We start from the raw sequence: 22,380 nt of genomic DNA, 5'->3' as shown, positions 1-22,380 counted from the left end.
TAAGTCTATTTTTTTCTTCAGACTAAAGACTAAACGACATTTAATTAAACACGAATTACTTTTCATGAAACTCAGGTTCTGTTTTATCTTACTTTTATTTACCCCGGGCGTAACATTTGCCCAAAGCCATCAGCAATTTAAAACTGATTCGGTATTTGTGTTGGTGAAAAAATTCTTCAACGCCAAACAGGCCGACTCCATCTATACCTTAACCGGACCAAACTTCAGGCATGCTGTAAGCGCGGGCCAGTTCCGCAGCCTCACCGAACAACAATTGTTCCCCTTAAATGAAATAAAAGGTTCAACTGTGATCAGCTTTGTTAACAACAAGGTAAGTACTTACAAACTGGTATTTCAATCGGCAACATTGCAGCTGCTTATGAGCCTCGATGCAGGGAATAAAATTGAGCTCTTCCTGTTTCAGCCCTATAAAGACATTAATGCCGATAAGACCACACAGGTACCTACATCCAACAAACTACTCAACACAATGGACAAACAGGTTGATGAAATTGCCCGCCCGTATATTCAAAAAGTAAATACAGTAGGCCTTAGTATAGGCGTATTAAAAGATGGCCAGATCAGCACCTACAATTACGGAGAAACCGCACGCGGCAACAACCAGCTACCAACTGCCAATACGCTGTTCGAAATTGGCTCTATTACCAAAACATTTACAGCTACCCTGCTGGCTTATTACGCCAACGAGGGCAAAGTAAAATTAACCGATCCAATTACCAAATACCTGCCCGATTCGGTAAAAACCAATGCGGCGTTGAATGATATAACCTTGCAAACGCTAAGCAATCATACATCCGGCCTGGCAAGGATCCCGGAGAACCTTCAGTTTGATTCGGCCAGCGCGGCAAATCCTTATAAAAGTTATAGTAAACGGCTACTGTTTAGTTATCTAAAAACCTGCAAACTCAATAGCAAGCCGGGAGAACAATATGCATATTCTAATTTAGGAGTGGGTTTATTAGGAACGATATTATCACAAATAAGTGGAAAAACATTTGATCAGATGGTGCAGGAAGTAATCTGCGGTCCTTTGGGGATGAAAAATACCGTACAGCATTTAAGCGCTTTACAAACCTCCCACTTTACTAAAGTATACAGTCAATACGGTGATGCAACAGTAGCCTGGGATTTTAACGCCCTTGCCGCTTGCGGAGCCCTGCATTCAACGGTAAATGACCTGCTGATATATGCAAAGGCTAACATGGCTAATGGCACTGATAAGCTATCAGAGGCTTTTGAACTAACACACCAGATCACCTACAGCAAAGATGCCAAAATAGCCCTTGGCTGGCATATCATCTTGGTTGATGGCGTAGAATACATTTTCCATAATGGCGGCACTTACGGCAGTAGCAGCTTCCTCGCTTTTAATGCCGATAAAAAGCTTGCTGTGATTGTATTATCAAACGCTGCTGAAAGTACGGATGCTGTGGGGACGGGCATTATTAAGAAGTTGCAAGCGGAGGTTAAATAATTTAAAACCATGTCACTGCTGAGCGAAGCGCGACAATCTTGTAACCAATGCGTTTCCGCTCTGTATAGCTACGGGATTGCCGCGTCGCACCCAGGCTCATTTCCCTTTCTGCTCCTCGCAATGACATAATTTTATATAAGAAGAGCCCGAAAACTTCTCAGTTTTCGGGCTCTTTTATCCCTTCGCACTATCCATCAGGCCGAATCTAATCGACCTTCAATTTATTAATATTTCAAGGTCGATCCGTTCCTTATCTCATCTGATGCTGCTTTTACCAGCTTATCATCAGGTTTCAGGTCGCCACCGAAGATTTCGATGCTATCGCCATTGCTCAGGCCTTTTTTAACATCAACCCAAACGGCTTTATGATCAACCACTTTTATCACAAAAACCTTTTCGGTTGAAGTTGCTACAGCTGTTTTAGGCACCACGTAAGTACTATCGCCGGCAGGCAATGGTACACTTACTTCGGCAAACATGTGGGGAAGCAGCTTTTTGTCTTTATTGTAAACGTCCATCTCCAGGCGCTCGGCACGCAATTTTTCATCAAGCGCGCCGGCTATGCGCTTTACCTGGGCGGTAAACTTTTGGCTTGGCAAGGCTCTAACAGTAAAGTTAACTTCACTTTTGCTGCTTAATGCACCTGTGTAAATTTCGGGCACTGATACAACTAAACGTAAACGACCCTGATCCTGAACGGTAAACAGCGGATCGGTACTTTTACCACCCGGACCAACATAAGCCCCCAGGTTAACATTACGACTGGTGATCACACCGTCAAACGGGGCGCGGATCTCAAGGTAAGCCAAATTAGCTGATACTTCTTTTAAGCCGGATTTAGCGGCGTCAATATTAGCCTCATCAGCATTCTTTTTAGCTTCAGCCTGCTCCAGGTCGTTTTGAGAAACGGTACCCGGGGTTTTGCTGGTGCTTACCAGCCTGTCATAAGTAGCTTTGCTGGCAAAGTAAACCGCTTCAAATTGTTTGATGCGAGATTGCGCCGCAGCCAATTGCGAGTTAATTTCCGGCGCTTCAAGCACAGCCAATAACTGGCCCTGCTTAACTTCTGAACCGATATCAACCAAAAGCTTTTTAACATAGCTGTTGGTTTTGGCATACAGGTCAACTTGTTGGTAAGGGATCAGCTCACCAGGTATGGTGATGTTGCTGCTTAACCTGCCTTTGGTTACCGGCACAATTTGTACAGTGGGCGTTTCAACAGCTTCCTGTTGCTCCTGCTCTTCCTGTTGTTCTTTCTTTTCTTTATCATCCGAGTGGCAGGCACTCAATGAGCCTATTGCCATTGCTAAAACGGCAAACAGCAATATCGATTTATTTTTTAGCTTATTCATGGTGGTGCAAAGGGACATAAAATTTACTTTCTTTATCTTCCGGGTCTAATGAAACAGATTGAGTTGTGGCATTACCTTGTACCCAGGCAAAAACCAATGGTAATATCAGGAGCGCTGCAAAAGTTGAAGCGATAAGTCCGCCAATAACAGCGCGACCTAATGGTGATGTTTGATCACCACCTTCACCTAAGCCGGAAGCCATCGGGATCATACCTACAATCATGGCCAAACTGGTCATCAGGATAGGACGAAGACGTAACGCTACAGCTTCACGGGCCGACTTCAGTGCATCGCCGTTGTGTTTACGCAACTCTTCGGCATTGGTAATCAGTAGCACTGCGTTGGAAATAGATACACCCACCGACATAATCATACCCATGTATGATTGAAGGTTAAGCGTAGCGCCGGTGATTTTTACCAGCAGCAATGAACCAAACAAAACAGCCGGCACAGTTGATAATACCACCATCGACATTTTGAACGACTGGAAGTTTGCAGCCAGCATCAAGAATATCACCAATACGGCTACCAATAAGCCCGATTGTAAGCTATTAAGCGTATCGGTAAGGGTTTGGCTCATGCCATGCATCTCAACTGTTAAACCGCGCGGTGGTTTGCCTAATTCGTCAATGGCTTTCTGCACATCATTGGTTGCAGTACCCAAATCCTTTTTGTTGATGTTTGCCGTTACCGATAATGTTGGCACTGCACCTACGTTATCGTTTTCACCGAAGGTTGTACCAGTTTTAACATCGGCCACATCTCCCAAAACAGGGCGTGCCTGATTTGCCAGTACCGGAATCTCCTTCACATCGTTTAGGCTGGCCATTTGATACTCCGGCACCTGTACCTGCACAAGGTAGCTCAAGTTTGATTTTTCATCAATCCAGTTGTTCTTTTCTGTAAATCTTGATGATGAAGTTGATGCCACAAGCGAACGAGAAATATCATTTAAACCTACCCCAAGCTGTGCGGCCCGTTGCCTGTCGATATTAATATCGATAGTTGGATAATTGAACGACTGGCCTATCTGCACATCGCGCAGGTATTTGATATCTTTCAGTTTATTGATAACCTTAAAGGCATACTCAACATTTTGCTTTTTGTTTTTACCGGTGATGGCTACTTCAATAGGAGTTGGCGAACCCTGGCTCAGGATCTTATCAGTCAATTCAATCGGCTCAAATGATAATTTAACGTTGGGTAGCTGTTTTGCCATCTCATGCCTGAACTTTTCCTTCAGGTCATCAAGATTAACCTTATAATCCTCCGTTAAACTCACCTGCATCACAGACTCCTGCGGACCAGCCATAAACAGATAGATAGGGTTGGTTGAGAATGATGAAGGGTGCGAACCAACAAATGTCGAAGTTATAGCTATGTGGTTTTTACCCACAATATCGCCCAATATGTGTTGCGCCTTAACAGCTATTAGTTCTGTACGCTCTAAACGGGTACCATCAGCAGCCCGCAAACGTACCTGGAAGGTACCTGAGTTTACCTTAGGCAATACGTCACGGCCTATGATATTGAATAACAGGAAAGCAAGGCCAAAGGCAACGATTACATAAACCGTTACCAGTATCTTGCGGTTAGGCAGCATGCGGTCCATCAGGCGCATAAAGCTATCCCTGAATTTGTCAAAGCGGGTTACCTCGTCGCCTGTATGTTCAAGGGCAGCCTTCATGGCTTTTTCTTTTTGTTCCCATGGCTCACCTTCATCCTCCAGTGCAAACCCATCTTTATGGCTGTGGTCTTCATGTTTGTTTACCATGATCCAGTTGGCCATGATTGGTACAAAGGTTTGCGCCAGGAAGTAAGATACGATCATCGAGAAACCGATAGCCAGCGCCAGCGGCAGGAACAATGCTCCCGGAATCCCGTTCATGGTAAATGCAGGTGCAAACACCGCCAGGATACAGAACAGGATCAGCAATTTAGGGAACGCGATCTCCTTACAGGCATCCCAGATAGCCAAAGCTTTCGGCTTGCCCATGTCAAAATGCTGGTGAATATTCTCAATTGTCACCGTCGACTCATCCACCAAAATACCTATTGCCAGCGAAAGCCCGCTAAGCGTCATGATATTGATGGTTTGGTGTGCCAGCGACAGGAAGAATATAGCCGAGATAATACAGGTGGGGATAGTAAGGATCACGATAAGCGCTCCGCGTTTATCACCTAAAAACAGCAATACCATAAGCCCGGTAAGTACCGCCCCTATCGCGCCCTCTTCGGCCAAACTTTTTACAGCGTTAATCACATAAACCGACTGGTCAAACACGAACGACAGCTTCACATCATCGGGTAGTAAGGCCTGGAATTTTGGCAATGCTTTTTTCAGGTTTTGCACTACTTCCCAGGTTGAGGCCGTGGCCGATTTGGTGATTGGCAAGTAAACCGAACGCTTACCATTAATAAGTGCATAGCCGTTGGTGATATCGGCGCCATCTTCTATAGTGGCAACATCCTTCATAAATACGGTTTGAATCCCATTTTTATAAAGCGGGATATCTCCAAAATCCGGGATTTTCTTTATGGTGGTGTTTGAAGGTGCAAGGTAGTTGTAATCGCCTACACGCACGTTACCTGCAGGGGTGTTCTGGTTATTCTCGCGCAGGGCAGCCACGATCTGGTCGGGTGTTAAATTGTGCGAGCGCAACAGGTTTGGATCGACTTTAATCAGGATAGTACGTTGGTTACCACCAAAAGGTGCAGGCGCAACAAGGCCCGGGATGGAGGTAAATGACGAACGCACGTAAACCAATGCATAATCCAGCAATTCGTTATTGCTACGAGTGGCGCTGCTCAACACCAACTGACCAACCGGCAGCGTTGAGGCATCAAAGCGCAAAATAAAGGGCGGCTGCGACCCCTGCGGGAAGCTGGCCTGGGCGCGGTTGGTGTAACTCGTGACCTCCGCCGCGGCCTGGGCCATATTAGTACCCTCGTAAAAAGTAACTTTTATTAACGTTAAGCCTTGTATGTTTTTTGTTTCGATGCTTTTTACACCCGATACAAAAAGCAACAGGTTAACATATTGCTTACCAAAGTAAGCCTCCATTTGGTTTGGGGTGAAACCGCCGTATGGGTGCGATACATATATAACCGGCAGGTTCAGATCGGGAAATATATCGATCTTGATAGTCCGTACCGCATTTATACCGAAGAAGAACAGCCCGGCTACTATAACCAATATGGTAATTGGTTTTTGCAGCGCCCCTTTTATCATTCCCATTGTATATGTGTGTAACTGTTAAAAATTATTGATGAATATCCCGAAATCGCCTGTAGCTGCTGATTTGAACAGCAGTGCCTGCCATACGTTATTCAATGCTATATATTTGTCAACCTCGGCCCGGTTAAGGGTATAAAGCGCCTGTGTAAAATCAACTATGTTTGATAGTCCGTTTTTATACAGTGTATATTTTTGAATGTAAGCGTTATTAGCGGCCGAAACTTCAACCGGTACTTCGTTTACATTTTTAAGAGCGTTGCCTATGCGTGTTTCGGCAAGGCTGCGCTGTGCTTCCAGTTGCTTATCAACCAATTCGTAATCGTTTTTCAATTGCGCTGAGGTAAACTTTTGCGACTGTACCTGATAGTGGGTCCTGAAAACGCTGGTAAAATTCCATATCATACCTATTCCAAACAGGTAGTTGTAACGGGTTGGGTCAACACCTGCGCCGTAGCTGCCGGTGTAGCTATCCTGGTTAGTGCCGTAGTCCGGCTTAAAGCCTGAGCCCCTGCCCTGGTAAACACCAAAAAGGCTAAAGGTTGGCAAGGCGAAAGTGCGAAGGTATTTAGCCTGTTGATCGCTCACGTTTACCCTGTTTTGATAGAACTTCAAAGTTGGGTGATCGGTTGCGGCAACAGCGCTCAAAGTCTCCAGGTTATTGGGCTGTCTGGTAATGAAAGCACTATCCAATTGAAATTCCTGGGCGGGAATTCCTAAATAAATAGATAGCTGATTACTTTGATCCTGTACCGTTTGCTGCGAATTGGTAAGCGCGATCTTGGCGTTAGATACTTCGGCGTTGGCCAAGGATGAATCCACACCCGGATTTAAGCCGTTCTTTACGCGGGCTACGACTACTTTTTGCAATTCCATAGCACGGTTAAGGTTATCCTGCTGCGCCTTGGCAAGCTGTTGTGCAGCAAGTAGATTTAAATACGTGGCTGCAACGCGTACCTGGTGCTGAAATTGCTCCTGTGCAAGATCAGTTTCATCGCGCGATACGATGGTTTTTTGTACGCCGATCCTTTGTTTCGATCTGCCGAAGGCGAAAAAGTCCCAGCTAACGTTAGTTAAATACAGAGCGCCGAATGCAGCGTTCCAGTTCTGTTTGGCCAAAGCTGGCCCCGATGAGGACACCGACAGGCCACGATAACCATACGAGGGTCCGTTTTGGCCGTTCACTGTTCCGTAGTCCTGCTGCGCGGAGAAATTTACATCCGGCAGATACTCCGTTTTTGTTTCTTTGAGATATGCCTTAGAGGCGTTAAGCTGGTTTGCCTTCGACTTAATAGAAGCATAGTTAGCAAGGGCCATTTGTTCAGCATCCTTAATGGAAAGGACTTTTTGCTGAGCTTGTACGTGTAAGACATATGAAACACTCAAAAAAAACAGGAGTAATTTTTTTGAAGTTGTGTTTAACATGAGGTGTATTTTATACACAGCAAATGTATATCTATATGATTCATGAAAAAAATGAATTAATTTTGTGTAAATCATTAGCAAAACTAATAATGAATATTGCATTACATCATTTCAGGTTAGTTGATACCATTTCAAAAGAGGGTTCGCTGACCAAAGCAGCAAGTGCTTTACATCTAACCCAATCGGCCCTGAGCCACCAGTTAAAAGAACTGGAAAAAGAACTGGACATAGAGGTGTTCCATCGCCAGGGAAAGAAGCTTCAGCTAACCGAAGTGGGCTATCGTTTCCTACGAAGTTCGGAAAAAATATTGGCCGAAATACGCACCCTTGAAGAAGATATTAACAACTATAAAAATGGCAAAACCGGTAAGCTTAATATTAGTATGCAATGCTATACTGCATACCATTGGTTACCCGGCGTAATTAAAGATTTCAAAAGCCAATGGCCTGATATTAACATAAATATAGTTTCAGATGCTAGTCGCCGACCACTTGAATACCTCATGCGGGGCGACCTTGACCTGGGTATTGTGCGCACCCAAATGGTGAATACTCAGATAGTGTATGAACCCATTTTTGAAGACCGCCTGATATGTATTTTACCGGCCGATCATCCCCTGGCAAAAAAGGCCGTTATTGACATCTGCGACTTCCAGGATCAGGAGTTAATCCTGGCTCTTTATGACCCCTCATACCAGGAAACTCCGGTCATCGAAACACTCATCCAAGAACAGCATGTAAAGCCCAAAACATTGAGTCGCATCCACTACACAGATGCCACTATTGAGATGGTAAACGCGGGCCTCGGAATAAGCGTTATGGCCGACTGGATTGTGAAGCCGTACCTGCCCGGTAAACACATTGTTACAAAACCGTTGCACCACAGTATTGCAAAACGCACGTGGTATGCCGCTACCTGTAAGGATACACCGGCAATTCAGAACTTTTTGAGCTGCCTTAAGAACCATTTCTGCAAAACTGAGTTATTGTGCAATGATGTTGAAGAGGTTGCTGCTTACCCCGAACTACGTGCGATATAGCCTGCTGCTATTTTCGCTATTTATACTAAACGGCCTTCATGCACAGGTTGCATTAAGGCCGTTTCCGCAACATAGCCGGTATACTGCCGGTACAATAAAACCCAATCACATCAATCAGCAACAGCTTGATAGACAGGTAACCTCTTTTTACGATCAATGGAAACACAGGTACATTAAACCCGGCTGCGATAAAAATCAATTTTATGTTTGGTTTGAAAAGCCAGGTAAAGAATGCGTATCCGAAGGGCAAGGCTATGGCATGGTGATTACCGCACTGATGGCCGGGTACGATAAGCAGGCAAAAACCGTTTATGATGGTTTATATCAATATTATAAAACCCATCCAGCCAAAGCATCTCCTTATTTAATGGCCTGGGCCCAGCTAAAGAACTGTAAAAACCACGACCGGGATGCCGCCACCGACGGCGATATAGATATAGCATACTCCCTTCTGTTAGCTGATAAGCAATGGGGAAGCAGAGGCCATATCAACTACCTGCAGGAAGCCAGGAACGCTATGGCGGCAATTATGCACTACGAAATCAATCCTAAAACGTTTTCTGTTTTATTAAGCGATGGCAGCGACGGAGATAGCGAAGATTATTATGATATGCGCTCATCTGATTTTATGCCTGCCAATTTCAAAGCATTTGAAAGCGCCTCAAAAACCGGTAAATGGCAAAAAGCTATTGATAAAAACTATCGCTTATTTAACTATCTGCAAAAAAACTACAGCCCGGGCGCAGGCCTGGTGCCCGATTTTATCAGAGGAATAAAGACTAAAGCCCGGCCTGCTCAGCCCAACTACATGGAATCAAAGTATGATGGTTATTATAATTACAATGCATGTAGGGTACCGTGGCGCATAGCTACCGATTATTTATTATATGGCGATAAACGCGCTAAAGGCTTTGTTAGTCCAATAAATCAATGGATCACGCAAACTACTGATGGCAATCCGGATAATATTTCGGCAGGATATACGCTTGAAGGTAATGATATTAAAGGCAGATACTTCGAAGCTTTAAGTTTTATAGCGCCATTTACGGTATCGGCCATGGTTGACAAAAGTAATCAGCAGTGGCTTAATAAAGTCTGGGATTATCTAATAGCCTTTAAACTGAAGGATTATGATTATTACGATAATACTATCAAAATGTTGGATATGATTATTGTGAGTGGAAATTACTGGAAGGGACAATAGCATCTACAATCATGTCATTGACATTTTTTTATTCATAGTCCAACAACATCTCCGCAGCCCTCAACCCACTCGTCAAAGCCGCCTCAACAGTTCCCATTGCCGTTCCTTCATACAGATACTCGCCTGCAAAAAATAAGGTATCGCCAATAGGATGGCTCAGGATCTTTCGTGCTTCGGCTGTTTCTATGGTATCATAGCTATATGAACCTCTCGAAAACGGATCGACAGTCCAGTTGATTACATTCCAGGTAAGGAGTTTTTCTTTCAGTTTCGCGATATCTATCTTAAAAATATTGGAGATGGAGCCGAGTGCTTCTATCAAAACATCCTCGTCGCTGGTATTTATACGGGCGGCAGCAGGTGGTCCACCAAGCCAACCGGTAAGCAGCGGGCGATGTACCGGCATTTGGGTCCACCAAACGGGGATTGCTTTATTTGAAAACAGAAAGCCCATATCTTCGAGATCGGCACCGGTCATTTGCCGGGTTTCATCACTATACCAAAATGCTTCGTCAAACTCAAGTAACACCTTGATCACCGCTCCAAAGCCAAGCGATTTTAAGGCATTGATATAATAATCAACCGGGGGGTCAAAACTCAGTGTAGCCTTCAACCCGACCTCAGCCTGTAAAATTCCGAGCGGTACGGCAATCAATAGCTGCCGGGCCTGGTAGGTTATCCCAATATCAGTGCTTACTGTAACATGATGTTGGCCCCAGTCAATATCTTTTGCAACGGCATTAAGATAAATATGCCCACCTGCCTGTTTAAACTCATTTGCCAAATAGCTGATTAACGTACAGTAACCTCCTTCTACACGATACTGCGCATCCTCATGCTCATTTTGCCACTCTTTACGGATAGAAAAGGCACTGGCTTTTTTAGGATCGGCATTATCATATCCCGATACATAGCCCCGCACCGATTCCCGGAGCCCTCCATATCGTTCGCCCGAAAACTCCTGCTGCATGAACGCTTCAATGCTCATATCATGCTTCAGTTGCATGATGCTTTCCAGAAATTCGTCCCAATGCTCAATAACGTGCCCTTCGGCTATAAACTTTCCATCCTCATATTTCCACATAGAGGCGGAGGCATGGGTATATTTAATGTCAGCTTCATTAAGCAAGCTTTGGGTTATGGGCAAATCGCCATGAATAAACTCAGCACCCAGTTCAGCAGGCTCTAATGATGTGCCATGCTCTAGTGTGTGAATGCGACCGCCAAGCCGGTTTCGGCCTTCAAGCAGCACAACATTTTTACCTGCTTTGGCAAGCGTACGGGCGGCCATCAAACCCGCGGCTCCCCCTCCTATGATAATTACATCTGTATTTTCCATATGTAAAATGCGTTGAGCAAGATAAGCAGATTTTCAAAACAGAACCTGTATGGTAAGTCATTCTTAAACAAAATTTAACTTAAAAAAAGTTAAAAGCTGAATGCACAAAGCTTAAAGCTTACGGTTTTGTTATTAATATTATAGCAAAAAAGGCGCGAAGCCGCTAAGAAAAAACTTTGCGTCTTCGCGCCTTTGCGAACATATTAAGTTTTAAAAATTTCAGGGCAATGTTATCACCTGCTTATCCAGATTCCAGCCTTCGAGTAATACGGTTGATTTTGCCGCGCCTAATTTGGCTACCGGGGCGCTTACCGATACTATAATCCTTTCATGTGGTGCCAAGCTAAAGTAATTACCAGTCCAATAACTTGGCATAACCTCCTCGCCGTTTTTCATCAATTGCGGGCGGACAAAGAATGCCAGTTGATTGGAGTTATTGGTAAACTGCATAGTCCACTTATTTTCGCTTAATCCTTTTTCAGCTTTGATCACTTTTCCCTGTACCTGTGCATGTTTCATATCGTTCAATGACTTAAAGTCATCAGTGGCCGATAGCCAGTAAACATTATGTGATACGGTTTTACCTGCCGCATTAGTCAGGTTCAACACTACAAAACTTACGCCTTTGGTAGCGGCAAGTGCATCTTTGAGCTGAATCACTTCCTTAACACCAGTTTGCGCCAATCCTACATTGCCAACCTTTTCTGATTTAATCAGCTTACTGTTGATATCATAAATATCGGCCGTAGCAGTTAAGCTTCCGGTGGCATGGTGTGTACGGTTGATGATTGCTATTGATGAATTATCATAATTATACTGGATGTGGATAGGCTCGCAGGCATTTTGCATAGTATAGTAGCCGGCATTAGGTTCAAGGTACCAGTCGTAAATTTGCCATATTACACTTGGTAAAGCCGCATTTAACTTCCAGAGCATTACGCCGCCGGTTTCGTTCAGTTTATGGCCATCAGCTTCAAAAATACCCTGGTAACCTAAGGCGTTCATGAGCTGCATCTTGTCCGAAAAATTAACGATACTACTTGGCTTGCCATACCTTTTGGTCATTTCTTCATAATACTTATCATATTTACCGGCTCCGGTTGCCGCGTCATGGTAGCCCCATGAATTATTAAGCGGAAAAGGCAAGTTGGTATCCCAAACCAAATTAGGGATGATCTTCGGCAGAGTTGTATATGGTGGTTGTGACGGTAGGCCGGTTTCGTCTTTAAACACCCAGTCTTTAGCAGCATCGGCCAGTTTATAATAGTCTTTGGGGTCTTTCCATTCATAAGGGCCACCACTATAAACGCCCGACGGCATATCATCAGGCCACGAACCCTTCCAGCCTTCCGGCAGTTTGGCAAAGCCCGACGAACTTGGAATGAAGGGACGTGTACCATCTAAAGTGATAATATCATTACGCATTATATCATATAGCTCTTTACGGGCATGGCCTTCGTTGCCACCTGTCCATACCAATAAGCTTGGATGGTTGCGGATGCGGTAGATGGTACTTTCTACGTTTTTGATGAATACGTTACCCTCCAGCGGCCAATCAGGCGAACCTTTAAATTCACCCTGGGTATCGCCGGTAATCCAAAAGTCTGACCATACCATCTGCCCGTATTTATCGGCAGCATTCCAGAAAGCATCCGGCTCGGTAACACCACCTCCCCAGATACGTACCAGGTTTACGTTGGCGTTACGGCACAGGTGCATCTCATAATCGTAACGGGCCGAATCGCGGTTCACCATCATATCCGGTACCCAGGCGCCACCTACCAAATGCACTTCCTTCCCATTAACATAAAACTTACGGCGCACAAAACCATTGGCTGTAGTTTCGGCTTTTGAAGCCACCTTGCGGATGCCAAAAACAAAAGTGGTATCGTCACTTACAGTATTCCCTTCAGCATACTGCATACGGATCCGGTACAGGTTTGCCTTACCGTAACCGTTTGGCCACCATAATTTAGGCTGATGGATTATCAGCTGGCTAATCTTATCAGCGTTTAACTCAACCGCTTTTTCGGCACCAGCAAGTACAACGACTGGCTGACTAAACTGAACCGGTGCGCCTGCAAAATTTTCGGGCTTTATGCTGACGGTTAGTTTACCGCCATGTGTTGCAGTTGTATTATTGGTTAATGTCAGGTTTAATGAAAGCTTGGCTGTACCGGTATCAGGCAGGCTTGGCAAATCCGTAATCAGCTTTGGCCTGCCGATAGTTACCGCGCCACTTGTGCGTAAAAACACTGGCTGCCAGATCCCCATATTACGGTCGCGCACGGGCGGGATCCAATCCCATCCTGATGAACAAAGCATAGTTACGTTTTTGCCGATATCACCCGTTGGGCCGCCATTTTCATAAAACGGGCCGAGGGCTTTCAACTGCTCCTTTGCAGGATATCCCGGATAATCAAGCGGGTAAATTTTCACGGCGAGGGCATTTTCAGCCCCAGCTTTAATTATATTGCTTACATCAAGGTTATGTTCAGCAAACATACCAGCCATCTGGGTACTGTCGGCAATTTGCTTGCCGTTAAGCCATACAGCTGCCCGGTAGTTAATACCTTTAAAGATCAATTGAAAACGACGGCCTTTATCTGCAGCCGGCACTTTAAAGGTAGTGCGGTACCAATAAGGCTTTTTCCATGGGTTAGGGTCATTAGGCAGATGACTATATTGTTCCAGGTTATATTCTTTATTAAACTGATCGGAGGCATCGGGGATCAGCATATTATTAAGACCCTGGTATGGATCTGGATAGATGTGATTGGCCACCAGTCCGGTAAGTACTGTTGATGGTACTTTTACGGGAAACCAATACACCGGCGAGTGGTATTGTGTATTGGAAAGTTCAGTGCCTGTTGCATTTACCAAGGCCGATGATTGCAAATCGAAATTGCTTAATTTAACTTGTTTTACAACTCCTGATTGTGCCAAAACAAAGGCAGGTAAAATACAGGCAGCTATAACACCTAAAGCTGAGCAGATACTTTTGTTCATTTAGTATATCAATAAATAAGTATGGTAAAACTACTTAACATACAACCAGATACAGCGGTACTTATTTATCAATTTGTTGTACAAATGATACGTTTTGGGGCTTTAGTAATCAATTTACCAGTTTCTTATCAAGACAACCTCTGTCCTTATTAAAACGGTTAATGAAACCCTACTTTTTAATCGTTTTATTCTGCAGTACAATAATCGGCTCGTACATGTCCCAATTAGGTTTATAATCCTTTTGGTTCATGAGGCCCTGGGCCCCTACCGAAAAATTGCCCAAAACCAGATCAGTATCGCCATCGCCATCAATATCACCGGCTTCCATCGAAATCCAACGACCTAATAAATTAACGGGAACCTCGTGTACTTCAAACTTGCCCGGGCTAACCTGCTCGTGATAGGTAAAACCTTCGGTAGGATGATATTTATAATCAGGAAAGAAAGCTATTACAGCAAGATCAAGATCTCCGTCCTTATCAAAATCGGCGGCTATTGCTTTGGAGCAGCCGTTGATATGGTAAAAGTAGGTTTGTATAAATTTCCAGTTGCCTTGATTGGTAAATATATAAACTCCATGATAGGGCTTAAATATAGGCGAGTAATCATTGTTATCTCCGCAGGTGTAAACTATATCAAGTTTACCATCGTGGTTAACATCCATCAACTGGAAACTGCTCGACCCGTAAACCGATGGAAAACGTATGATATTTTGGGTAGTAAATCCTCCCTTTTTATCGTTCAGAAACAGCCAGATCCCTTCATCGGCCTGGGCAAACAGGCAGGCAATATCAGGCCAGCCATCGCCGTTAAAATCGCCGGTACAAACTATTTCAGGACCAGGAACTGCACGGATGATCTTTCTTTTGAATGTATGATTAGTTTGTTGCTGTAATAGGAACAAACCACCCCGGTCGCGGCCAAAACCGCAACTAATATAATCCATCAGGCCATCTTTGTTAAAGTCGGCCGCCGCACTTTTAACCGGGCGTGGCAGACTATCGGCCATTAGGGTGGTATCTTTTGATTTTTTGTCGAGATTAATATGTGTTAAGGTTCCTTTGAGTTGATCATTAGGCGGAAGGATCCCGATGCAGGTAACTACGGCGCTGTTAGGTTCGGTTGCCGACTGATAAAAGGTAGCATCGGTTATTGGCGAATGGAATTTTTTGACCAGGGTAGCTGTAAGATCACTACTCCAGCGGTAAAGCTTATTGCCGGCATCTCCTGTATAAAAGTGCTTATCAACGTCATTAAACTTAATCATGGTGGTCATGGCCTCCCCAGATGTAGTATCAACATTAGCAGGCCTTTTCACCGAAAATATAGCCGAATCGAGCAGGGCATCCGGTTTAGGAATTTTTAGTTTTTTGGGCGAGGCGTACCTATAGTAAACAACAATCTTTGTCCAATCGGCAAGAGAGAGCTCGGCCCCTGGACCGGCTATATACTGGTCCATAAAAGGGCGCATGCCAAGTTTTGCTCCCATGGCTGGTAATATGTGCTTGTCCCAGGTGGCACTATCCAGTACAGAAGCATCGGGCGGTTCATGACAGCTGCCGCAATGTTTGAACGCCGTTTTTTTAGCGTCGGCCAAAAGCTCTTCGTCGCTCGGTTCATTATCGCCGCAACTATTCAATGCGGCAATAACAACAGCTGCGAATATTATAATCAGCAACAATACGTTTCGTTTTATTATGCTCACCCCTCCTGCTTTACTCATACAGTTCGGTATCGCTTTACTTTTTGGTGTGATTTTCAAGCATTATCAATGGCAGGTGCTGGTCCCAATTAGGTTTAAAACCATCCTGGAACATAAAACCATCTGCATAATTACCTAATACAATGTCGGGTTTGCCGTCCTTGTTCAGGTCGGTCATTTCCATACACATCCAATGGCCAAGGTTACTAATCGGCAAAGCATGAGGTTTAAAATCTAAAGGTTTAGCCTGTTCAAAGTAAACAAACTCTTCGGCAGGCGTATTTTTCATATCGGCAAAGAAAGCTATCGTAGCAATATCGATATCTCCATCACCGTCAAAATCGGTGGCAATGGCTTTAGTACAACCATTTATAGGGTAAAACCAGCGTTGTTTAAAGTTCCAGTCGCCCGTGTTGGTAAAAATGTATAAGCCGTGGTAAGGTTTCAGGATCCTCGAATCACGGTAGTTGTAGCCGCAGGTTAGTACCAGATCAAGTTTGCCGTCATGATCCATATCAACCAATTGAAAACTGCTTGAACCATAAACCGGCGGAAAATGCAGCAGGTTCCGGGTTGTAAATCCTCCTTTTTGATCATTCAACAACAACCAAAGGCCTTCATCGCCGCTTCCGGTTAACAGCATTACATCTGTCCAGCCATCGTTGTTAAAATCGCCGGCTAAAGCTTGTGCAGCGCCCGGCTTGTCATAAATGGTTTGTTGCTCATACGTATGATCCTTATTTTGCTTAAGCAGGTAAACACCTCCTTTAAACTTGCCCTGACCGCAAACTACAACATCCTGCAAACCGTCCTTGTTAAAATCGCCTGTTATTGTGCCAACAGGCCGGGGCAAATCAGATGCAATATAAGTTTGTTCGTTGTTAACGTGCTGCGCATCAAGGTTTACTTTAACTACTTTGCCATTCGGAAAATCAACTGGTGCCATACGCCCAATACAGGCGAAAAAGCCTATATTATTCCCGGCACTATCTTTGTCAAAACTAACCCCAACCGCGGCTGATGGAAATTTGGCGAGGGAGTCCATTTTTAAATTACTGTCCCAGGCATACAATTTTTCATCCACGGCGTCGGCACTGTACATACGCCCTGTAGTTACATTGGCAGCAAGCATAGTAGTAAAAGCGGTATAACCTACCCGTGCAGGCTTTCTAAGTGTAAAACCAGCCCAATCATTTATTAATGGGATTGGTTTTTTAGCCGGCATCAATGTATCGGGTGCAGCTTTTTTATAATATTCCAAAATGGCTGTCCATTCGGCAATAGTAGCGCCGGTAGTATCAAGCGGATCATTTTTATAGTACGATGAACCTCCATATGTTGAAATGTGCAGTAACGGCGCCATATTCACCAGTGTATGGTTAAGCCACACATCTTTCGGTAATGCATCAACAGGCACTAACGAGTGGCAGCGGGTACACTTTAATTGTACCAGTTTTTTACCATCAACTATCACATCGCCGGTAAACTTATAAGGTTGATATGCCGGTTTACGCTTGCAGCTATTAATGAGCGTTAAACCAGCTAATATTGCAGAAAATGAAAAAAGGTATGATATGGTTAATAAGCTTTTTTTAAAATTCATAAAATAGCTCAGCCCTTAATTTTTAAGTTTTAATTTTTTCCAAATGTATTCGCCTACCTGTTTTCCTTGTACAGCGCCCTGATTAACGCTGTTGAGGAAGTGGATACCGCCGTAAAACCTGCTTATTGAAGTTTCGTCGGCAGCTTTCAAAAATGAATCGAAATGGCGCTGCATACCTATATAACGCAGGTCGCTGGTATCCTGATAGGCAAAATTATCTCCAAATAAATGAGTAAGCACCACTGCAGATGCACCGCTGATATCGCTGTGGCCGCTCGGATACTCAGGAAATGGTGGTGTTTGCAGCATTGGCAGCCAGTCGTGGTCAATTTTATCATTGATAATGGTTACCGGTCTTATATAATTAGTTTCATATTTAACCTGCCAGCCGCAAATAAAAGCATCAAACAAAGCTATTGAGGTAAGCGCATAAGCCTGCGCAGTTTTTACAACATCGGCATGGGTTTGCTTGCAGGCAATTGCGGTTATGCCGATCCAGTGACCACCAGGGGTGATTTTTTTGTTGGCAAACATCATGTGGCCATTATGCTCAATAACAAAAGGATTATCGTCCCAAAACTTTGCAATAGTTTTTTGCTCTGGCGTAATGTTTTTGCTTTGGTTATACACCTCCATTGTTTGTCTAAAATACTCGCTGTTTTTATCCTCACTAAAAGCAGGTGGCGGCGGCAAAGGAAACATGGTTGAGGTGTCAACTGCGAAAGTATGCATAGTACCCCAGCAAAACTCAACACCATCCAGGTAATCGGGAGGAGTGGGATGCCAGTTACCCGGATTATCGTTCCCTAAAAACCTTGGCTTGCCACGGGTTTGCGGATAATTATCAACTGCTGCTCTTTTTAATATGTACTTGCCAATTTTTTCGCCAAATGCCATTGAGCGGGCATAGGTTGAATCATCCATGTTGTCTTTATACATGGCGTAAACCTTGGCCTCATATTTTTTGAGCGAATCGATAGAGAAGGTAACCTTATGAGCTACTGCAAAAAACGCTGATGTAGCCGCAAGCGTATAATTATACTTTACCCCTGCCTTTGGTTCGGGAGGTTTACCAAAGCCCCACAGCTGAGCTGTAATTGAATTGTATCCGGGATTAGAATAACGTATTGCCTCATAAGCAGCCAGCGAGGTATATCCATAAATACGGCTTGCTACGGGAGGGCTGAACACATCATAAATAATAACCTGCGTAAGCTGATCAATGTTGTTATGTATAACATCAGCATCTTTCATCATCGGTGTTTTTTTAGGCTTACTACCGCAACCTAAAACAAGGGCACAACCCGCAACGGCTATAAATATTTTAAAGCATCTCATTTATAATAGTTTATTTAATTGGTACATTACGTTGATGGCCATAACTATCGGTTACAGTTATCGATGCCATGTTATCATCAATATTAATGAATCTGCCCGATTGCGACAAGAAAGAATTACCATTATAAAACTCCTGTTTAGCAGTTTTACCATTTTTGTATTTTATGGTTGCAAATGCATCAAGCGGCTCCAGATTATAGGTTTTAACTGGCCGTTTCAGCTCAAACAATTTCATACTGTCACGATTTTGAGTAGCTGCCAACAGGTAGTTACCACGGGCTCCTTTAAGCTTCACCAAAGCCTTGCCATCGCCCGGAATATAAATACCGCTTTGCATAATGCTGAGCGGTTTAAAGCCTCCCTTGCCATCTCCCTTTAGTAATAAACCATTAAAAGCATCGTAACGGCCGGTTGCAACCTCAGTGCCGTAGTCATTGCCGTTAAGTGCAACATCAAGGTTGCCATCTCCATCAAAATCATCAATAGTAATGCCGCATAGTTCAGACATTTGCGCTTCAACCGGCAGCGGAATAGCCGTAAACTTCCCTCCCCCGTCATTGCGTAAGTATACCGATTGCAGGTAATTCACTTTTAAACGCAATGCCCCCTCACGCATTTTTGGGGTTATCACCGAATCCATTGTCGCTGTTGCAAATGACCTATAATTCTGGAATCTGATACGCATGCTGATCATTTGCTTCACAATATCGTCGCGCCCGAAAGCCGGAAATTCCTGCAATTGGCCCTGCTGATCTTTCAGAAAAACAGAAGGGAAAGCATCGTAGCTGCCATTCTTATCAAAATCTTTGGCAGTAATATAAATCGGGTATTGATCGGTTGCTTTATAAAAAGTATTGAGACCGGTATTGCCTACAATGTAATCTGTATCGCCGTCGTGGTCAAAATCGCCGGAGGCAATTGTATTCCACCAACCAAGCTTATTTTCAACTCCGGTGCTTTGCGTTACATTTTTGTATATGCCACGATCGTTTTTAAGGAATGTGATCGGCATCCATTCGCCGGTAAGAATCAGGTCGGGCCATCCGTCATTATTAAAATCGGTAAAGGTGGCGTCGCAAACCAGGCCTATATTATTCAGCTCTTTTGCCGATGATGAGGATACGTCGGTAAATTTGATAACGCCGTTCTTGCTATCGTTACGCAAAATAAAACTTGAAACCGGCTTAGGATAGTTCCAGGGATCCACACGGCCGGATATAAACAAGTCCATTTTGCCATCGCGGTTTACATCAGCTGCTTTTACACACAGTTTGCTGGTAAAGTTTTTAGGCAGGGCATCGGGTTGCAGTTTGAAGTTGCCTTTACCATCGTTAACATAAAGCCTGTCCTGGTAATTTGATGAACCGGGCTCGCTTTCATAACCGCCGCTGGCAACGTACAGATCAAGGTCGCCATCGCCGTCGGCATCAAAAAGCAGCATGCCTTCGTCCTTCACTCTTACAGGGGATATCATATGTGCCATATCGTTGGGATTTCCAACCGGGACTATAGTTTTAGGCTGAGGCACTAAATCGCGCTGAATAAATTTGCCATTGGCCTGCTGCAATAGTAATTGAGCGGGATACATTGTAGTACCCCCAACCACCATATCGTCCAAACCATTGCCATCTACATCGCCAACCGCTATGGCCGGCGTATATTCCGACAGTTTATGCGGAAGCAGTTTCTGAACATTAAAATCGATATAATCCTGATCATTATGTTTATAGGTTATTCCTGCCGATTGAGTGACCTCTTTGAACAATGCGGTATTATCAACAGAGGGCTGTTTATTGGTATAATCAAGCTTCGCATCGCTAATTTTAACCTGGAGTGTTTGATTAGTTTTAACATGGGTAAGCACCTGTTTTTTATCGTTATCCCAGCGGATAACTACCGAATCGAGCAGAGATATGTTACCCAGGCCAAAGTGGGCAATATCCTGTATAGTTGATAAATAACCACGGTAAGGTGTATTTTCATAATATTGATGTTTGCCGTGATCGTAATAAATATCGGCAAAAGCACCAAGACCGTTCAGGTTTTTGGGGCCGCCATGAAATTGTATGTGGAAGTAGTTACTACTGTTTATAGCGCTTTTACGGGAAGTATTTTTGTAGATGAATGCCTCATCATTAATATTGTTAATAACCATATCCATGGTGCCGTCGTTATCCAGATCGGCATAGGCACATCCGTTTGAAAACGAAGGAGCACCAAGCCCCCAGCTTTGGGTTACATCTTCAAACTGCACACCATTGGTATTGCGGAAAGCATAGTTGGGTATTTTCACAATCGGGATTTGGTCAAGCACCTGTTGGGTTGACGCTACCGAATAGGCCATTTGCCTGAAAGTTATAAAATCATGATCGGTTACATCGCGCGGATAGCCATTGGTTATTACAATATCGCGATACCCGTCATTATCAAAATCGGTTATCATGGGTCCCCAGCTCCAGTCTGTTTGTCCAACACCACTTAAAAAAGCCACATCGCTAAATGAGGGGTCGCCAATAGAATCATTACCGCCAATTCGCGGGCCGTTGTTTAATTGTAAAGTATTACGGGTGTATTGATATTGATATTGATACCTGTCGAAATTTTGAAATATCTGGTAATTGTTGGGCGGCATGAACATCTTTTTACGGTAGTTATCCTCGGGGTTCATGTCGACCTCGAAAACATCGGCAAGACCATCGTTGTTTACATCCTCAATATCCTGCCCCATGGAGCTGAAGGCGGTGTGCTTAAAATACTCCTTCACTTTATCTGTAAAAGTGCCGTCGCCGTTATTGATGTATAAAATGTTATCGGTTAAAAAATCGTTGGTTACGTAAATGTCTTTCCAGCCATCTCGGTTAATATCTACAATGGTGGCAGCATGTCCATAGCCTTCGGTCCCAATGCCTGCCTGTTTGGATACGTTGGTATAAACCGGGTGTTTTAGCGCCGGATCCCAATCGCAGCGGTAAAGCTGCCCGGTACTCCGGTGACTTCCATTAGTTATTATCGGCCTGAAAGTACTTTGATTATCGCCGGCAACAGCCTCATTAACGGTAAGGTACATATCCAGGTCACCATCGTTATCATAATCAAAAAACGATGCCATAGTTGAGTGGAGCCTTACATTAAGACCATACTCCTTGGCCATTTCTTTAAAGTGCGGTATACCATCTTTACCCACTCCCTGGTTTACATAAAGCAGGTTAGTTCGCTTAACCGCATCATCAAGTAAAGTATAACATATATAAAGATCCATAAGGCCATCGTTGTTAATATCAACAACAGCCACTCCCCGGCCCCATCCGCCGCTGCCGCCAACCCCCGCAGTTGAAGTAACATCATCAAACTTCATATCACCTTTGTTAAGGTAAAGTTTGTTTGATGTGGTATTGGCAACAAAGTAGATATCCTGCAAGCCATCATTATTAAAATCGCCTATGCCCACACCGCCGCCATTGTACAGATTAAGTTTGGTAAGCGGGTTTATGGCATCATTTTCAACAATTTTATTATTGAAGGTAATACCCGAGTGCGAAGAAGGAACCTGTTCAAAAAGTGTAGCTTTTTTACAGGCACTAAGTAAAACGGCAACCAGGTATATAAGGGCAAGGGTATACTTCATTATTGGTTAGTAA

12 protein-coding genes are annotated in these 22,380 nt (G+C 44.0%); 3 read left to right on the top strand and 9 right to left on the bottom strand.

Annotation, left to right across the window (positions count from 1 at the left end; all coding sequences use genetic code 11):
- The first annotated feature begins 64 nt into the window (after positions 1-64).
- Positions 65-1,495, top strand: a complete 1,431-nt coding sequence (locus tag BLS28_RS04310; protein ID WP_091163066.1) for a serine hydrolase domain-containing protein — start codon at positions 65-67, stop codon at positions 1,493-1,495.
- Positions 1,496-1,719: 224 nt separating this feature from the next.
- Here the strand turns inward: BLS28_RS04310 and BLS28_RS04305 are convergent, their stop codons facing one another.
- Genes BLS28_RS04305 through BLS28_RS04295 form a run of 3 tightly spaced genes read right to left on the bottom strand, consistent with a single transcriptional unit; the run spans position 1,720 to position 7,507 of the window.
- Positions 1,720-2,847, bottom strand: coding sequence for an efflux RND transporter periplasmic adaptor subunit (locus BLS28_RS04305; protein ID WP_091163065.1), 1,128 nt, complete (start codon positions 2,845-2,847; stop codon positions 1,720-1,722).
- Positions 2,840-6,085 carry an efflux RND transporter permease subunit gene (locus BLS28_RS04300; RefSeq protein ID WP_091163064.1) on the bottom strand — a complete coding sequence of 1,082 codons (3,246 nt, stop codon included), beginning with the start codon at positions 6,083-6,085 and terminating at the stop codon, positions 2,840-2,842. The genes BLS28_RS04305 and BLS28_RS04300 overlap by 8 nt, the downstream gene beginning before the upstream one ends.
- Before the next feature lie 18 nt (positions 6,086-6,103).
- A complete protein-coding gene (locus tag BLS28_RS04295) occupies positions 6,104-7,507 on the bottom strand; it encodes a TolC family protein (RefSeq protein WP_091163507.1) in 1,404 nt (467 codons plus the stop codon).
- Between the two features lie 89 nt (positions 7,508-7,596).
- On the opposite strand from BLS28_RS04295, the gene BLS28_RS04290 reads away from it, so the two are divergent.
- Together BLS28_RS04290 and BLS28_RS04285 are read left to right on the top strand one after the other, a co-directional pair.
- Positions 7,597-8,547 carry a LysR family transcriptional regulator gene (locus BLS28_RS04290; protein WP_176844368.1) on the top strand — a complete coding sequence of 317 codons (951 nt, stop codon included), beginning with the start codon at positions 7,597-7,599 and terminating at the stop codon, positions 8,545-8,547.
- A complete protein-coding gene (locus BLS28_RS04285) occupies positions 8,501-9,751 on the top strand; it encodes a family 8 glycosyl hydrolase (RefSeq protein WP_091163062.1) in 1,251 nt (416 codons plus the stop codon). The genes BLS28_RS04290 and BLS28_RS04285 overlap by 47 nt, the downstream gene beginning before the upstream one ends.
- 28 nt (positions 9,752-9,779) lie before the next feature.
- On the opposite strand, the gene BLS28_RS04280 is transcribed toward BLS28_RS04285, so the two are convergent.
- The 6 genes from BLS28_RS04280 to BLS28_RS04255 form a co-directional block, all read right to left on the bottom strand.
- A complete protein-coding gene (locus tag BLS28_RS04280; RefSeq protein ID WP_369596619.1) occupies positions 9,780-11,099 on the bottom strand; it encodes a flavin monoamine oxidase family protein in 1,320 nt (439 codons plus the stop codon).
- A gap of 210 nt (positions 11,100-11,309) precedes the next feature.
- Positions 11,310-14,099, bottom strand: coding sequence for a glycoside hydrolase family 2 protein (locus BLS28_RS04275; protein WP_091163060.1), 2,790 nt, complete (start codon positions 14,097-14,099; stop codon positions 11,310-11,312).
- 169 nt (positions 14,100-14,268) lie between these two features.
- Positions 14,269-15,822 (bottom strand): FG-GAP repeat domain-containing protein, encoded by a 1,554-nt coding sequence (locus tag BLS28_RS04270; protein WP_091163505.1) that lies wholly within the window; start codon positions 15,820-15,822, stop codon positions 14,269-14,271.
- A 16-nt stretch (positions 15,823-15,838) separates the two neighbouring features.
- Positions 15,839-17,404, bottom strand: coding sequence for an FG-GAP repeat domain-containing protein (locus tag BLS28_RS04265; protein WP_091163059.1), 1,566 nt, complete (start codon positions 17,402-17,404; stop codon positions 15,839-15,841).
- 15 nt (positions 17,405-17,419) lie between these two features.
- A complete protein-coding gene (locus tag BLS28_RS04260) occupies positions 17,420-18,742 on the bottom strand; it encodes a vanadium-dependent haloperoxidase (RefSeq protein WP_091163058.1) in 1,323 nt (440 codons plus the stop codon).
- Between the two features lie 10 nt (positions 18,743-18,752).
- Positions 18,753-22,367, bottom strand: a complete 3,615-nt coding sequence (locus BLS28_RS04255; RefSeq protein ID WP_091163057.1) for a VCBS repeat-containing protein — start codon at positions 22,365-22,367, stop codon at positions 18,753-18,755.
- Positions 22,368-22,380 lie beyond the last annotated feature (13 nt).

The sequence above is a fragment of the Mucilaginibacter gossypii genome (assembly GCF_900100945.1).
GTDB classification, from domain to species: domain Bacteria; phylum Bacteroidota; class Bacteroidia; order Sphingobacteriales; family Sphingobacteriaceae; genus Mucilaginibacter; species Mucilaginibacter gossypii.
Note: the sequence above shows the minus strand (reverse complement) of the source record. Positions and strands in the feature narration are given on the sequence as shown.

Coding starts and splice junctions, on each gene's coding strand:
- BLS28_RS04310 (WP_091163066.1), top strand. CDS start 65: ATGAAACTCAGGTTCTGTTTTATCTTACTTTTATTTACCCCGGGCGTA.
- BLS28_RS04305 (WP_091163065.1), bottom strand. CDS start 2,847: ATGAATAAGCTAAAAAATAAATCGATATTGCTGTTTGCCGTTTTAGCA.
- BLS28_RS04300 (WP_091163064.1), bottom strand. CDS start 6,085: ATGGGAATGATAAAAGGGGCGCTGCAAAAACCAATTACCATATTGGTT.
- BLS28_RS04295 (WP_091163507.1), bottom strand. CDS start 7,507: ATGTTAAACACAACTTCAAAAAAATTACTCCTGTTTTTTTTGAGTGTT.
- BLS28_RS04290 (WP_176844368.1), top strand. CDS start 7,597: ATGAATATTGCATTACATCATTTCAGGTTAGTTGATACCATTTCAAAA.
- BLS28_RS04285 (WP_091163062.1), top strand. CDS start 8,501: ATGATGTTGAAGAGGTTGCTGCTTACCCCGAACTACGTGCGATATAGC.
- BLS28_RS04275 (WP_091163060.1), bottom strand. CDS start 14,099: ATGAACAAAAGTATCTGCTCAGCTTTAGGTGTTATAGCTGCCTGTATT.
- BLS28_RS04270 (WP_091163505.1), bottom strand. CDS start 15,822: ATGAGTAAAGCAGGAGGGGTGAGCATAATAAAACGAAACGTATTGTTG.
- BLS28_RS04265 (WP_091163059.1), bottom strand. CDS start 17,404: ATGAATTTTAAAAAAAGCTTATTAACCATATCATACCTTTTTTCATTT.
- BLS28_RS04260 (WP_091163058.1), bottom strand. CDS start 18,742: ATGAGATGCTTTAAAATATTTATAGCCGTTGCGGGTTGTGCCCTTGTT.
- BLS28_RS04255 (WP_091163057.1), bottom strand. CDS start 22,367: ATGAAGTATACCCTTGCCCTTATATACCTGGTTGCCGTTTTACTTAGT.